The organism is Streptomyces sp. SID14515 (assembly GCF_010548505.1).
GTDB classification, from domain to species: Bacteria; Actinomycetota; Actinomycetes; order Streptomycetales; family Streptomycetaceae; genus Streptomyces; species Streptomyces caviscabies.
The window spans coordinates 61,893-77,257 of sequence record NZ_JAAGMH010000149.1 but is presented as its reverse complement, the minus strand read 5'-3'; the positions used below and the strand labels follow the sequence as shown (position 1 = coordinate 77,257).

The 15,365-nt window shown below is 72.7% G+C and carries 9 protein-coding genes; 4 read left to right on the top strand and 5 right to left on the bottom strand.

What is annotated here, in order from left to right:
• Positions 1–24: 24 nt before the first annotated feature.
• Positions 25–402: an ATP-binding protein gene (locus tag G3I54_RS38605; protein WP_164622167.1), complete on the bottom strand. Its 378-nt coding sequence runs from the start codon at positions 400–402 to the stop codon at positions 25–27.
• A 344-nt stretch (positions 403–746) separates the two neighbouring features.
• On the opposite strand from G3I54_RS38605, the gene G3I54_RS38600 reads away from it, so the two are divergent.
• Together G3I54_RS38600 and G3I54_RS38595 are read left to right on the top strand one after the other, a co-directional pair.
• A complete protein-coding gene (locus tag G3I54_RS38600; protein ID WP_164622070.1) occupies positions 747–1,181 on the top strand; it encodes a ribonuclease domain-containing protein in 435 nt (144 codons plus the stop codon).
• An 88-nt stretch (positions 1,182–1,269) separates the two neighbouring features.
• Complete coding sequence (locus G3I54_RS38595; RefSeq protein WP_164622068.1) at positions 1,270–4,383, top strand: glycoside hydrolase family 38 C-terminal domain-containing protein; 3,114 nt, start codon at positions 1,270–1,272, stop codon at positions 4,381–4,383.
• A gap of 6 nt (positions 4,384–4,389) precedes the next feature.
• On the opposite strand, the gene G3I54_RS38590 is transcribed toward G3I54_RS38595, so the two are convergent.
• The 3 genes from G3I54_RS38590 to G3I54_RS38580 form a co-directional block, all read right to left on the bottom strand.
• Entirely contained in the window at positions 4,390–6,132 is a 1,743-nt protein-coding gene (locus G3I54_RS38590; RefSeq protein WP_164622066.1) for a pyruvate dehydrogenase, read from the bottom strand.
• Between the two features lie 112 nt (positions 6,133–6,244).
• Positions 6,245–8,125, bottom strand: coding sequence for a protein phosphatase 2C domain-containing protein (locus tag G3I54_RS38585; RefSeq protein WP_164622064.1), 1,881 nt, complete (start codon positions 8,123–8,125; stop codon positions 6,245–6,247).
• A 207-nt stretch (positions 8,126–8,332) separates the two neighbouring features.
• A complete protein-coding gene (locus G3I54_RS38580; protein ID WP_164622062.1) occupies positions 8,333–12,103 on the bottom strand; it encodes a S8 family serine peptidase in 3,771 nt (1,256 codons plus the stop codon).
• Positions 12,104–12,313: 210 nt separating this feature from the next.
• On the opposite strand from G3I54_RS38580, the gene G3I54_RS38575 reads away from it, so the two are divergent.
• Positions 12,314–13,306: a LuxR family transcriptional regulator gene (locus G3I54_RS38575; protein ID WP_164622060.1), complete on the top strand. Its 993-nt coding sequence runs from the start codon at positions 12,314–12,316 to the stop codon at positions 13,304–13,306.
• Positions 13,307–13,400: 94 nt separating this feature from the next.
• A complete protein-coding gene (locus G3I54_RS38570) occupies positions 13,401–13,883 on the top strand; it encodes a DUF456 domain-containing protein (protein WP_164622058.1) in 483 nt (160 codons plus the stop codon).
• A gap of 64 nt (positions 13,884–13,947) precedes the next feature.
• On the opposite strand, the gene G3I54_RS38565 is transcribed toward G3I54_RS38570, so the two are convergent.
• Positions 13,948–15,330, bottom strand: coding sequence for a DNA-3-methyladenine glycosylase 2 family protein (locus G3I54_RS38565; RefSeq protein WP_164622055.1), 1,383 nt, complete (start codon positions 15,328–15,330; stop codon positions 13,948–13,950).
• Positions 15,331–15,365: the final 35 nt, after the last annotated feature.

The window sequence follows — 15,365 nt, the reverse complement described above, 5'->3', positions numbered from 1 at the left end:
TCGCGCCCCGCGGCGGAGGGCCCCTCAGGGCCTTCCGCCGTGCAGCTCGAACCAGACGACCTTGCCCAGGGCCTGTGCCTCCACGCCCCAGGCGTCGGCCAGGCTCCGGACCAGGATCAGGCCCCTGCCGTGCGTACCGTCGTCGGCGTTCGGTACGTACGGCGCGGGCAGATCCTCCGAAGCGAAGTCCTGGACCTCCACACGCAGTCGGGCGGGTGTCGCCGTGGCGGTGACCACGGCCCCGTTCCGGGTATGGATGAGGGCGTTGGTCACCAACTCGCTCACCAGCAGCTCCGCCGCGTCGGTCTGCTCCTGGCCGGAGCGATGTCGGAGGAACTCCCGCAGCTCCCGGCGCACTTCCCCCACCGCCGACCGTTCGGTGTGGCCGACTCTTCGGCGCATTCGGGCCGGCAGCGGCGCCTCACCCGGTCTCCGGCCCCGGGGGCCGCGCCCCTCGACGGTCGCGGTCCTCTTCTGACGCTTCGTCATTTCCCCCGCCCGCACAGTGAACCGACCTCCTCCACTCAGGCTGTCCGTCGAACAGCCTCACGGGATGCATGCCCCTGTACGCACACGGTCACGCTTGTCGACTCATCAATAAGTGAACGGTCAGGAGCGGCGAGGGGCGCACGGAACATCCCACCCGCGCACGCCATCACCACATAGGCGCAGCTCCGGTTAACGTCCGGCGAATACAGCCGAGTTGGCGTTGACGGCCCGACTTCTACGCGCGTCATCATGATGGCATGCGCATCCCCCCACGCATCACCCGGCTCGGCGGCTCGGCCGCCCTCCTGTCCCTTCTCCTCGCCTCGGGCCCGGTCACGGCCCAGGCCGCCACTCCGGCGACGACCTCCACCACCGCCTACTCCGCGACCGCCTTCCGGGCGGCCGCGGTGGGCAGCGTCTGCTACTCCGCCCTGCCGTCCCAGGCGCACGACACCCTGGATCTGATCGAGCAGGGCGGGCCGTTCCCGTACGAGCAGGACGGCACCGTCTTCCAGAACCGCGAGGGTCTGCTGCCCGGCCAGTCCACCGGCTACTACCACGAGTACACGGTCATCACGCCCGGCTCCGACAACCGCGGCGCCCGCCGGATCGTCACCGGTGAGCAGGTGGAGGAGGACTACTACACCGCCGACCACTACGCCTCCTTCGACCTGGTCGACCACGACTGCTGATCCCCTGAAGCAGGGGTGTGTCCCATGCTCCGAGGGGAAGGGAACCTGAGCCACGCCGCCAGGACCCGGTCCCGTTCGAGGAGCTGTGATGCACGACGACCGCACCCTGGTGGAGGGCCGCCTGGAGAGGGCCCTCCACCAGTTCATCCGCCCGGCCCAGTACGCCGCCCGCACCCCGCTCACCCTGTCCGTCTGGCACGTTCCGGGCGAGCCGGTGCCGGTGGCCGAGGCCCTCGGGGCGGACTTCGAGCCGTTCACGGCCGGTACGGAGTGGGGGAAGCCCTGGTCCACCAGCTGGTTCCGGCTCCGGGGGGCGGTGCCCGGTCAGTGGTCGGGGCGTCGGGTGGAGGTGGTCGTCGACCCGGGGTTCACCGGTCAGGGGCCGGGCTTCCAGGCGGAGGGCATGCTGTACGACCATCTGGGCGTCCCTCTCAAGGGTGTTCATCCCCGCAACCGGCACCTGACGCTCGCGGACCCGGCGGCGGGCGGGGAGCCGGTCGATCTGCTGCTGGAGGCGGCGGCCAATCCGGCGGTCCTGGAGCACGGCTTCGCACCGACGCCGCTCGGCGATGTGCTGACCGCCGGCGACCGCCCGCTGTACCGCTTCGCCTCCGCCGACCTCGCGGTCCTGGACGAGGAGGTCTGGCATCTGGTCCTGGACATCGAGGTGCTGTCCGAGCTGATGCACGAGCTGCCCGCCGATCGCTCGCGGCGGCACGAGATCCTGCGGGCACTGGAGTCGATGCTCGACGCGCTGGACCTGCACGACGTCTCCGGCACCGCGGCGGCGGGCCGGGCGGCGCTGGCCGGGGTACTGGCGCGGCCCGCCTCGGCGAGCGCGCACCGGATCTCGGCGGCCGGGCACGCCCACATCGACTCGGCCTGGCTGTGGCCGTTGCGCGAGACCGTCCGCAAGGCCTCCCGTACGTTCGCCAATGTCACCGCCCTCGCGCAGGACTACCCGGAGCTGGTCTTCGCCTGCTCGCAGGCCCAGCAGTACGCCTGGGTGAAGGAGCACCAGCCGCACATCTGGGAGCGGATCAAGGAGGCGGTGGCGGCGGGGCAGTGGTCGCCGGTCGGCTCGATGTGGGTGGAGTCGGACGCCAATATGCCGGGCGGCGAGGCGCTGGCCCGCCAACTCGTGCACGGGAAAAGGTTCTTCGCCGACGAACTGGGCGTGGACACGGAGGAGATCTGGCTGCCCGACTCCTTCGGCTACACCGCCGCCTTCCCCCAACTGGCCCGGCTGGCCGGGGTGCGGTGGTTCCTCACCCAGAAGCTGTCGTGGAACCAGCACAACAGCATGCCGCACCACACCTTCTGGTGGGAGGGCATCGACGGCACCCGGGTCTTCACCCACTTCCCGCCGGTCGACACCTACAACGCACAGCTCCACGCCCGCGAACTGGCACACGCCGAGCGGAACTTCGCCGACAAGGGCCGGGCCACCCGCTCGCTGGTGCCGTTCGGCTGGGGCGACGGCGGGGGCGGGCCGACCCGCGAGATGCTGGAGCGGGCCCGCCGGCTGCGGGACCTGGAGGGCTCGCCGCGCGTGACGGTCGAGAAGCCCTCGGCGTTCTTCGCGGCGGCCGAGGAGGAGTACGGACAGCGGGCACCCGTCTGGTCGGGCGAGCTGTATCTGGAGCTGCACCGGGCGACGTACACCACCCAGGCGAAGACCAAGCAGGGCAACCGCCGCAGCGAACATCTGCTGCGCGAGGCCGAGTTGTGGGCGACGGCGGCCGCACTGCGCTCGCCCTCCTACCGCTATCCGTACGAACGTCTCGACCGGGTGTGGAAGACGGTGCTGCTGCACCAGTTCCACGACATCCTGCCCGGCTCGTCGATCGCCTGGGTGCACCGCGAGGCCCGCGACACCTATGAGGAGGTGCGCGCCGAGCTGGCGGACCTGGTGGCCGGGGCGGTGACCTCGCTGGGCGCGGCCGAGGGCATGGTGGCGCTCAACTCCTCGCCGTACGACCGGGTTCAGGTGATCGAGCTGGACGCGGAGGCGGCCGGGGTGCTGCCGTCCGGGGCGCGGGTCCAGGAGCTGGGCGAGGGCCGGGCGGCGGTGCTGGCACGGAGCCCGGGGCTCGGGGCGGGGCCGCTGGACGGTGCGGCGGTCCCGGAGCACCCGGTGACGGCGGAAGCCTCGGACGCGGGTGACATCGTCCTGGACAACGGGCTGTTGCGGGTCGTGGTGGACGGGGACGGGCTGGTCTCATCGGTCCACGATCTGGTCGCCGGTCGCGAGGCGCTGGTGCCCGGGGCCCGCGCCAACCTCCTCCAGCTGCACCCGGACCACCCCAACCACTGGGACGCCTGGGACATCGACCGGCATTACCGCCGCACCCGCACCGATCTGACCGCCGCCGACTCCGTGTCCCTGGTGGAGGACGGTCCGCTGCGGGCGGCCGTGCGGGTGGTGCGCTCCTTCGGGAAGTCGACCGTGGTGCAGGAGCTGCGGCTCGCGGCGGGGGCCCGGCAGCTCGACATCGACACCGAGGTGGACTGGCAGGAGTCGGAGAAGGTCCTCAAGGCGGCCTTCCCGCTCGATGTGCACGCCGAACGGTCGACGGCCGAGATCCAGTTCGGCCATGTCCACCGGGCGACCCACGACAACACGTCCTGGGACGCGGCCCGTTTCGAGATCTGCGCCCACCGCTGGCTGCGGGTCGCCGAACCGGGCTACGGCATCGCACTGCTCAACGACTCGACGTACGGCCACGATGTGACCCGCACCCCGCACGAGGACGGTCTCGGCACCACGGTCCGGCTGACGCTGCTGCGCGCCCCGCACAGCCCGGATCCGCACACCGACCTGGGCGTGCACCGATTCCGCTACGCGCTCGCGCCCGGTGCGGAGGTGACCGACGCCGTACGGGAGGGCCTGGCGCTGAACCTTCCGCTGCGGGCGGCGGTGGCCCCGGTCGTGCCCGCGCTGGTGTCGACGGGGCATCCGGCGGTGACGGTCGAGTCGGTGAAGCTCGCCGAGGACCGGGGCGGCGATGTGATCGTACGGCTCTACGAGTCGGCGGGCGGCCGGGCGCGGACCCGGCTGACGGTGTCGTTCCCGGTCGCCGAGGCCCGGATCACCGATCTGCTGGAGCGGCCGCTGCATCCGGCGGCGGCCGACGAGGACGGGCTGGTCATCGACCTGCGGCCGTTCCAGATCCTGACGGTGCGCCTGACTCCGGCCTGAGGGACCTCAAGGACGCGGCACGTTACGGATGTTGGAGCGGGCCATCTGGAGCATCCGGCCCACTCCGCCGTCCAGCACGATCTTGCTGGCGGAGAGCGCGAAGCCGGTGACCATGTCGGCGCTGATCTTCGGCGGGATGGAGAGCGCGTTCGGATCGGTGACGACGTCGACGAGCGCGGGGCCCTTGTGCTTGAACGCGTCCTTGAGCGCGCCCTGCAACTGCTTGGGCTTCTCCACCCGTACGCCGTAGGCGCCGGCCGCGCGGGCGATGGCGGCGTAGTCGGTGTTCGCGTTGGTCGTCCCGTACGACGGCAGGCCCGCCACCAGCATCTCCAACTCGACCATGCCGAGCGAGGAGTTGTTGAACAGGACGACCTTCACCGGCAGGTCGTACTGGACCAGCGTCAGGAAGTCGCCCATCAGCATGGAGAATCCGCCGTCCCCGGACATCGCGACGACCTGCCGGCCCAGGTCGGTGAATTGGGCGCCGATCGCCTGCGGGAGGGCGTTGGCCATCGAGCCGTGGCTGAACGAACCGATCACCCGGCGCTTGCCGTTGGGGGTCAGATAGCGGGCGGCCCACACGTTGTTCATGCCGGTGTCGACGGTGAACACGGCGTCCTCGTCGGCCATCTCGTCCAGCACGGAGGCCACGTACTCGGGGTGGATCGGGACGTGCTTCTCAACCTTGCGCGTGTAGGCCTTGACCACGCCCTCCAGGGCGTTGGCGTGCTTCTTCAGCATCCGGTCGAGGAACTTGCGGTCGGACTTGGGCTTCACCCGAGGGGTGAGACAGCGCAGGGTCTCGCGCACATCGCCCCAGACCGCGAGGTCGAGCTTGGATCGGCGGCCGAGGTGTTCGGGCCGCACATCGACCTGGACGATCTTCACATCGTCCGGGAGGAAGGCGTTGTAGGGGAAGTCGGTTCCGAGCAGGATGAGGAGGTCGCACTCGTGGGTCGCCTCGTACGCGGCGCCGTAGCCGAGCAGCCCGCTCATCCCGACGTCGTACGGATTGTCGTACTGGATCCACTCCTTGCCGCGCAGCGCGTGCCCGACCGGAGACTTGATCTTCTCGGCGAACTCCATGACCTCGGCGTGCGCCCCGGCCGTGCCGCTGCCGCAGAACAGCGTCACCCGTTTGGCCTCGTCCACCATGCGGCAGAGCTTGTCGATCTCGTCGTCGCCGGGCCGCACCGTCGGCCGTGTGGTGACGAGGGCGTGCTCGATGGACTTCTCGGGGGCCTGCTTGGAGGCGACGTCGCCCGGCATGGTGACGACGCTGACGCCGCCCCGCCCGATGGCGTGCTGGATCGCCGTCTGGAGCAGCCTCGGCATCTGCTCCGGGTTGGAGATCATCTCGTTGTAGTGGCTGCACTCCTGGAACAGCAGCTCCGGATGGGTCTCCTGGAAGTAGCCGAGGCCGATCTCGCTGGAGGGGATGTGCGAGGCGAGGGCCAGCACCGGGGCCATGGAGCGGTGTGCGTCGTACAGACCGTTGATCAGGTGCAGATTGCCCGGCCCGCAGGAGCCGGCGCAGGCCGCGAGCGAGCCGGTGACCTGCGCTTCGGCTCCGGCCGCGAAGGCGGCGGTCTCCTCGTGCCGGACGTGGATCCAGTCGATGGCCGAGTTACGCCGGATGGCGTCCACGACGGGGTTCAGGCTGTCGCCGACGACGCCGTACAGGCGTTTGACGCCCGCCCTGGCGAGGATGTCGACGAACTGCTCCGCCACGTTCTGCTTGGCCATGGGTGCGCACCCTTCCTTGCCCCGTGCTCCGTGCACTTCGGCTGTCCGGACTCCGGAGCCCGAAACACCGTTGCGCCGGACTCCGGAATCCATCAACCCACGGCGTGCGCGGTTACGCCTCCCAGACGGCGGCGCAGGTGCGGTCGTCGGCGTACCCCTTGATCCGGAGCTGGGTGTCGGCGAGGAAGGCGGGCAGTCCGGGCGGTCCGGCGCTCCCCCAGCGCTCGGCGAGCTCACCGGGGAGCGCGGCCTCGCCGCGCATCGGCTCGGCGAGTCCGTTGCTGCACAGCATCAGCGTGTCGCCGGGGCGCGCCACGGAGGCCCGGAAGCGGAAGGGCTCGGCGGGCGGCTGCACGGGCCCCTCGACGTTCGGGGACGGTGGTGCGGTGATCTGGAGATCCATGGTCAGCCGGTCCCCGTCCGGCCCTTCTTCCTGCTCGTCGCCCGGCTGCGGGCCGCCGCGCTCCGGGATGAAGGGTTCCAGGTCCTGCCAGAGTCCGTCGCGGAGCCGGAAGAGGCCGCCGCTGCCGACGCCGAAGAAGACCCGGGTGCGGCAGTCGGGGTCGGCGGAGAGCAGGAGGCAGCGGAGGCTCGCGGTGTACGCGTCCGGTTCGACGCCGAGTTCGGCGGCGCGGGCGCGCAGCTTGCCGTACGTACGGTCGGTGAGCCGGTGCAGCCCGGACTTCAGATCGCCCCGGCGGCCCGCTCTTATGTCCTCGGAGAGCCGGACATGGCTGCGGGCGACGGCCCCGCCGATCCACCGGCAGGCGTCGGCCGCGGCGAGGTGCGCCGCTTCGGCGTCCCGCCTGCCTCCGGCCACGGCGACGAGGACGAGGGCGCTCTCGGCGGCCCCGAAGCGGGCGGTGAGCAGCCCGTCGCGCCGGGGCTCGCCCCGGAAGCGGGCGGAGTCGCCGCGTACGGAGACGGCCCGCAGGGTGTACGTCCCGTACCGCGCGCCGTCCAGGACGGTGTCTGGGACGAGGCCGTCCAGATTCTCCGAGGTGGCGGAGGGCAGGGCGGCGGGCTCGGCGTCATAGGTGGGCGGCCGGTCCCCGAGATGCCCGACGGCCGGCCGGCCGTCGCCCGCGACGCCGTCGGCGAGGTCCGGCGGCAGCCGGTGCAGGGCGCTGGGGTCGGGCGCGAGGCCGGGCTCGGGCGGTTCCGCCACCCGCGGCACGGCGAACGTCCGGGGCCCCGGCTGCCCGGCGGGCGCCTCCCAGGGGGCGGGAAAGGCTGTGGTGCGGGGCGCGGCCGGTGGGACGGGCGGGGGCGGAGGCGGCGATACGGGTGGGGGCGTCGGTCTCGGCCCGGGCTCCGGAATCGGAGCCCGTACAGCGGAAGCAGCCGGTGCGGGCTCCGGCCGCGGGTCACGCCTCGCATCCGGGTCCCAGGCCAACCGCGGGTCCGGCATGGGGTCCTGAGCCACTGTCTGGTCCGGGTCCTGAGCCGCCGCCGGGACCGCCTCCGGGGCCAGGCCAGGAGCCGCTGCCGGGGCCGGGGGCGGAGGCGTAGGCGGGGGCGGAGGCAGAGACGGAGGCGGGACAGCGTCCGCCACCGGCCTCGGGTCCGGGTCCGCTCCCGGGGCCGGGGCTTGGGCCGGGGCCGGGCCCAAGCCCTCGTCCGGACCCAGACCCGGACCCGGATCCGAGCCCGGGCCCGGCCCCCGCTGTGCCACCACGGACCGGCCCGGCTCCGGCAGCCGGTACGCGTCCGGCGCGTGCGGGCCCTCGTAGCGTTCCGCGTCCGGTTCCTCGTAGCGGTCCGCGAACGGGTCCTCGTACGCCTCCGCGTACGGGTCCCGGACGGTCTCGCGCACGGTGTCCGTGTCCCGGTGGTCGTCCACCGGCCTGCTCACCGTGTCCGACACGGAGTCGAAGCGGTCGTCGAGGCTGTCGGCCGCGCTGCTGGGACCGGTGTCCGGCGCGGTCTCGTCGTACAGCTTGCGCCACCAGTCGTCCTCGTGGGCGGCGGGCTTCTCCCCCTGCTGACTCATGCCCTTATTGTCCACCGCGAAGGTGCTCCGAAAACGGGGCATCAGGAAAAAGTGGCCCGTAAAAGAGGTCCGCCGGGCGGCCCCACCCCCCACGGGAAGGGTCGCCCGGCGGACCGGTCGGAGTGATCGGCGGATCAGCGTTTCAGCGCCTCAGTCGTTCGTACGAACAACCGATCACAGGTTCAACGGCTCATCGGCCGCGCCGCTTCACCGCACGGCGTACGCGTCGTCGACGGTCTGGACGACGGAGTTGCCGTTCGCGTCGGTCAGTTCCGTCCGCAGGGCGACGGACTTCCCGCTCGCGTCCGCGTGGTCGACGGTCGCGGTCCAGCGGCCGCCCTGCCGCGCGGTGGTGGCCGCGTGCCAGGTCTCGCCGCCGTCGTAGCTGAAGGAGACCTTCGCGCCGGTGAGTTCGCCGGGGGTGTATCCGGCGTGCCCGGTCGCGTCGAGCCCGATCTTCTGGCCGTTCTTCGCGGGCACCGTCTTCATCCCGTCCTCCGGCACGTCGTAGCGCGGGAAGAGCAGCGGGAGGCCCTGCGACACCACGTCCGGCTTCAGCTCGGAACGGAACTTCCAGGTGGTCTCCGTCTGCGTGGACCGCTTCCAGACCGCGGCGGGCGAGCCGATCTTCGTGGTCATCATGGTGAGTTCGTACGCGGCGGCCTCGGCGGGCACGTCGAAGACGCCGAACGGATAACCGCTGCTGCCGACGAGTTCACCCTCGCGCTTGAGCTGCACATTGCCGATGTCGCCGAACGAGCCCTGCTGGCCGATGTGTTCGGAGTCGGTCGTGAACGCCGGGGCGACGCCGATCACGTTGTCCTGGCGCTCACCGGCGAGCAGTTCCTCGCCCTCGGCGTCGCGCGGGGCGCCGGGGACCAGCAGGCCCCGGTACCACTCCTCCGCCGTGGCCCGACCTGCCCGGTACGTACGGGCGTCGCCCGTCATCAGCTCGCCCCAGGGGAAGCTGGAGGAGAGCATCTTCTGCCAGACGGTGTCGCCCGCCGTGTAGTACTCGGTGCGCTTGCCGGGGGCGGAGACCAGGGCGAGCGAGGACGCGCCGAAGGTCGCGCCGTAGGGGCGGGAGACCAGGAGCGTGTCGACGTAGTCGGCGGCCACCCCCATGGCCGCGTGGGTGGAGACGACCGAACCGAGCTTCTTGTCACGGACCTTGTAGGTGCGGTCCGAGGTGATCTGTCCGTTCTCCGGGAACGACAGGTTGTAGACGAACGGGCTGACGGCCGTGGCCGTCCAGGAGACCTCCGCCTTGCCCTTGCCGAGTGCCTTTTTCAGCACGGCGGCCTCGTCGGCGCGCAGTCCGAGGACCGGCAGGGGCGCGGCCCCGTAGCCGAGGGACGGCTGCCAGTCGCCGACCGAGGGCCGGTGCACCAGGAGCGCCGTGGCCCCGGCGGCCTGTGCGGCCCGCGCCTGGGTGAGGACGGCCGAGGAGTCGTCGCCGACCTTCACCAGGGCGATCCGGCCCTTCGCTCCGGCGGCCTCCAGCTCGGCGGCGCTGCCCGCACCGGCGTCGACGACCTCGGCGCGGCCGGTGCCGTCCAGGTTGACCGAGCCCGTGGTGGCGGGCCGGGGGTGCAGGGCCGCTCCGCCGGCCAGGGCGAACTTCTGGATCTGCGGGGCGTAGGCGCGCCAGAAGGAGGCGAACTCGAAGTCCCCGTCACGGGCCTTGCCCTGGACGTCGACCAGGTAGTCCTTGACGATGCCGGTGCCGGAGACGGTCCCGGAGTGCAGCCAGGTGTCGTCCCAGGAGCGCCCGAACGCGAGGGTCGCGCCGCGGGTCTCGGCGACCTTGTCCTCGGTCCGCACCTTCAGGCGGTGGGCCTTGCGGGCGTCGAGGACGAGGGTAGTGTCCTTGGTGACGTTCAGCTGAGGGCGTGCCAGATAGCCCACGGAGCCGACGAGTTGACCCGTCGGGTCGGTCGTGTCGGGCGAGGCGATGAAGCTGGAGACGAAGTACGCGCCGGGCCGGACCTGGTAGGTCTGGTCGGTGGCGCCTTCGTTGAAGCGGCGTTCGCCGGAGGCGGTGTCGGTGCCGATGAGGTCGAGGGAGGAGACGCCGTCGGCGGGCTTGCCGTTGCGGTCGACGAGCTTGACACGCAGGGTGACCGTCTCCGGCTGCACGTACAGCGAGAACGGGGTGGAGACCCGCACTCCCCCGGAGGCCGTGGCGAGCACGCGGCCGGTGACGTCGCCGTACTGGGCGGCGGTCAGCCGGGCGTCCGGGTCGAGGTCGAGCGGCACCTCGACGGTCGCTCCGGCGGGCACGGTGACGGACTTCCGGCCGAGCGAGGCGATCTTGGATCCGACGGTCGAGCCGTCGTTGCCGGTGACGCCCGCGACCTTCAGCGAGAGCTTCACGGGCTTGCCGCTCGTGTTGGTGTACGGCACGGCGGCGGTGGTGCGGTCGCTCTTGTCCTGCGGCCAGTTGAAGGTGCCGCCCTGCACGGCCGGTGCGCCGAGCACGGGCGTACGGATCGCGCGGTCGACGTCGAGACGGCCGCCTCCGGTCTCGCGTACGTCACCGGGAACGGCACTGTGCGCCGAGGAGACGAGGGCCGCCTTGACCTGCTGGGCGGTCCACTCGGGGTGACGCTGCTTCACCACGGCCGCCGCGCCCGCGACATGCGGGGTCGCCATCGACGTACCGGACATGGAGCGGTACGCCTGCGAGCCCCGGCCGCCCGCGGCGGCGGCGGAGATCGCGACGCCGGGCGCGGCGATCTCGGGCTTGAGGGTGTGCGAGACGATCGCCGGGCCGCGGCTGGAGAAGTTCGCGGTGGAGTCGTCGCGGTCGACCGCGCCCACGGTCAGCACGCCGGGGGCGCAACCGGGCGAGGAGACGGTGTTCAGGGACGGGCCGAGGTTTCCGGCGGCGACCACGAACAACGTGTCCTTGTTCTTGCCGAGTTCGGTGGCGGCCAGGCTCATCGGGTCGGTGCAGTCGGTCGGTTCGGCGCTGCCGAGGCTCATGGAGACGACGTCGGCCTCGTGGTCGACGGCCCACTGCATGCCCGCGATGATCCAGGACGCGGCACCGGATCCGCCGTCGTTGAGGACCTTGCCGACCAGCAGATCGGCGCCGGGCGCCACGCCCTTGTTCTTGCCGTCGCTCGCCGCGCCGGAGCCGCCGACGGTGGACGCGACATGGGTGCCGTGGCCCTGGCGGTCCTCGGTGTCGGCGGAGTCGGTGAAGTTCTCGGATGCGGTGATCCGGCCCTGGAGATCGGGGTGTTCGGCGTCCGCCCCGGTGTCCAGGACGGCGACCTTGGTGCCGGTGCCGTCGTAGCCGGCGGCCCAGGCGAGATCCGCGCCGACCTGTTTCGTCGACTTGTCGAGACTGGCCTGAACCTTGCGGTCGAGCCAGAGCTTCTTGAGTCCGGAGCCCGACCGGGAACGGGGTGCGGTGAGGTCGGCCCAGAAGTCGGCGGCCTTCTTCTTGTCGGCCTTCAGCGCGAGTCCGCCGATGACGTCGAGGGCCGCTCCGCGCTCGGCCCCGCGCGGGGTGAGCGGGGCGCGGCGGGCGGTGTCGCCGGTGTAGGTGGCGATCAGCGGGACGGAGTCGGTGCGGCTGTCGTCGTAGCCCTGGCGGATCAGCCCGGTGACGTTGAACAGCTCCTCGTCCACGGTGCCCGCGGCGAGCGCGGGGACGGCGGACTCGGGGTAGACGTACAGGTCCGGGCCGGACTGCCGGGTCTGGACGAGCGGGACGGCGCCGTCCTCGCGGGGCAGGGCGGTGGCGGTGGCCGCGCCCGAGGCGTCCGTGGTCACCAGCACCGTGTCGCCGGTGACGAGCGTCAGGGTGACGGGCTTCGGGTCCGTGCCGGCGGCGGCCGCGCTTCCGGTGATCGGTCTGTTCGCGTCCCGCTCGTCCGGTGGCGCGGCCACCGACGGCGCGATCACGGTGACGGCGAGCACGGCGGCGGTCGCCACTCCGAGTGCCGTACGCGATATCGGGCGCATCGCTCTCCCCAGGTCAATCCGGAACGAAGCAGCCCAAGAGGCCGCATCCCGGAGGTTGTTGGTGCTGCGGTGGCGCCACAGTGGCAGAGGGGCCAGGGGTACAGGGGATGATGTGGGCGGCGGGTTTACGCCGTGGCCCTTTCCCGCCACCCAGGACCCGCCGCAGGGGCGCCGTGATGCGCGATCACCACACCCGGGGAGGTCGGGAGAATGCTGGGGGCCATAGGTCTCGACGAGAGGCAGGAGAGCGCGTACCGCGCGCTCGTCGCGGCGGGAGCCGCGGAGCTCACCGATCTCGCGCACCGGCTGTCGCTTTCGGAGGCGGAGGCCGAACGCGTGCTGCGACGGCTGGAGCAGCAGGGCCTGGCCGCCCAGTCCTCGGCCCGTCCCGGCCGCTGGGTGGCGGCGCCGCCCGGTGTGGCGCTGGGCGCGCTGCTGATCCAGCAGCGGCACGAGCTGGAGCAGGCGGAGCTGGCGTCCGCGCTGCTCGCCGAGGAGTACCGGGCCGAGGCGAGCGAACCGGCGGTGCACGATCTGGTGGAGGTGGTGACGGGGGCGAGCGCCGTCGCGCAGCGCTTCCACCAGTTGCAGCTCGGGGCGGTGTCCGAGGTGTGCGCCCTGGTGACGGGCAAGCCGATCGCGGTGACCGGGATGGAGAACGAGTCCGAGGAGCGGGCCACCTCGCGCGGGGTGAGCTACCGGGTGGTGGTCGAGCGGGAGGTGCTGTCGACGCCCTTCGGGATCCTGGAGCTGTCGGCGGCGCTGAGCCGGGACGAGCAGTGCCGGGTGGTGGACCGGGTGCCGACGAAGCTGGTGGTGGCCGACGGGAGCCTCGCGATGGTTCCGCTGACCGGTCGCGGCGAGGAGCCCGCCGCCCTGGTCGTGCACGCCAGCGGACTGCTGGAGTCGCTGATGGGCCTCTTCGAGGCGGTGTGGCGGGAGGCGATGCCGCTGCGGCTGGGCGAGGGCGGCGGCGGGGTGCGCGAGGACGGGGTCGGGCCGGATCCGACGGACCTGGAGATCCTGTCGCTGCTGCTGGCGGGGCTGACGGACGCCAGTGTGGCCAAGCAGCTGGATCTGGGGCTGCGGACCGTGCAGCGCCGGGTCAAGGGCCTGATGGAGCTGACCGGGGTCTCGACCCGGCTGCAGCTGGGCTGGCACGCGTACGAGCGTGGCTGGGTGGCCCGTACCGGGCCGGCCTGAGGCATACCGCCCCGGGCGGCATCGGCGCAGGTGGCCGCGGGTGGCCGGGGTGCGCTGACGGGCGGAGCGGGGCACTCTCCGGCAGGCTGGTCAGATGAGTGTGTGGCAGCTCGTCGCCGTGGGCCTGGTCATGCTGCTGGGTCTGGTCGGGGTGCTGGTGCCGGGCGTGCCGGGTCAGGCGATCGTCTGGGCGGCGGTGCTGTGGTGGGCGCTGACGGACATGACTCCGGCCGCCTGGGGCGTCCTGATCGGCGCGACGGCCCTGATGCTGCTGAACCAGGCCCTCAAACCGCTGCTGCCGCCGCGCCACCCGGGTGAGTCGGGGGCGCCGCGCCGGACGTTGATGATCGGCGGGGTGGCGGGGATCGTGGGCTTCTTCGTGGTGCCCGTGGTGGGCGGGATCCTCGGGTACGTGGGGGCCATCTTCGGGGCGGAGCGGCTGCGGCTGGGCAGTCGCGGCGCGGGCTGGGCGTCGGTGCGCTCGGTGATGCGGGCGACGGGCTACGCGGTGCTGGTCGAGCTGTTCTGCTGCCTGCTGGTGGCGGGCGCGTGGCTGGGCGCGGTGCTCTGGGCCTGACCGGAGCCCCTTCGACGGCCGGGTCGAGCAGGATCAGGCGATGGCAGGCCGGGGCCAGGCGGGATCAGGCCGGGGCCACCGTCTCCGCCGCACCCGCCGCTTCCAGGTGTCGGACGGCGTACGAGCGCCAGGGCCGCCACCGCTCCGCGCCCGGCGTTCCGTACGGGTCCACGTCGGGGTCGCCGAGCGCCCGCAGCCGGATCAGGGCAGCGGTGCGCCGGCCGATGCCGGGCAGCGTCAGCAGCGTCCGTTCCGCCTCGTCCCGGTCGGCCCCGGCGTCCAGCCGCAGCCGACCGTCGGCGAGCGCGGCGGCCAGGGCCGCGAGCGCCGGATCCTCGGCGGAACCGGCGAGCACGTCCGGCTCAGGGAACACATGGGTGGGCCCGCCGCACGGCACGTCCAGCGCCTTCCCGTACCGCTCGACCAGTTCCGCGGCGTCCGCGCGCCCCACCAGGGTCCGCAGCGCGGCCTCCTCCGGGTCGGCCGCGCCCGGCGAGCGCAGCCCGGGGCGGGCGGCGACCAGCGGGGCGAGCCGGGGGTCGGCGGCAAGGGCCTCGTCCACGGCGTACGGATCGGCGTCCAGGTCGAACAGGCGGCGGACCCGCTGGACGGCGGTGGTCAGATCGCGCAGGTCGGTGAGCTGGACCCGGGCCTCCAGCCAGGGGCCGCCGGGCGACGCCTCGTCGACCGCGACGAGCCCGGTGCCGTACGGCAGCCGCAGGGTGCGCCGGTAGGTGCGGCGGCCGGGCGGACCCGCCACTTCCTCCACGCGCGCGACCGCCTCGGCGGCCAGCAGGTCGAACAGGGCGCCGGTGGCGTACGGGCCCCGATGGGCGAGCCGCAGCGGAATCCCGGCCCGCAGCCCCTCGCGGCGCCCGCCGCCGAGCCCCGTACCGGCCTCTGCGCGCAGGGCGCTGGGGGTGCGGGCGTAGATCTGCCGGATGGTGTCGTTGAACTGCCGGACACTGGCGAACCCGGCGGCGAAGGCGATCTCGGTGACCGGAAGCCCGGTGGTCTGGAGGAGCACCCGGGCGGTGTGGGAGCGCTGGGCCCGGGCCAGCGCGACGGGCCCGGCGCCCAGCTCGGCGTTGAGCTGGCGCTGGACCTGCCGGGCGCTGTAGCCGAGCCGCCCGGCGAGTCCGGGAACGCCTTCGCGGTCCACGACGCCGTCGCCGATCAGCCGCATGGCCCGGCCGACGACGTCCGCGCGGACGTTCCACTCGGCGGAGCCGGGCACGGCGTCCGGCCGACAGCGGCGGCAGGCCCGGAAGCCGCCCGCCTGGGCCGCCGCCGCGGTCGGGTAGAAGCGCACGTTGACGCGTTTGGGGGTGACGGCGGGGCAGCTCGGCCGGCAGTAGATGCCGGTGGTCACGACGGCGAAGAAGAACGCGCCGTCGAACCGTGCGTCGCGGCTGCTCACCGCCTCGTACCTGGTCCGTTCGTCCATCACACCGTCCAGTGTGCGGCAGCCGGAGCCGCCGC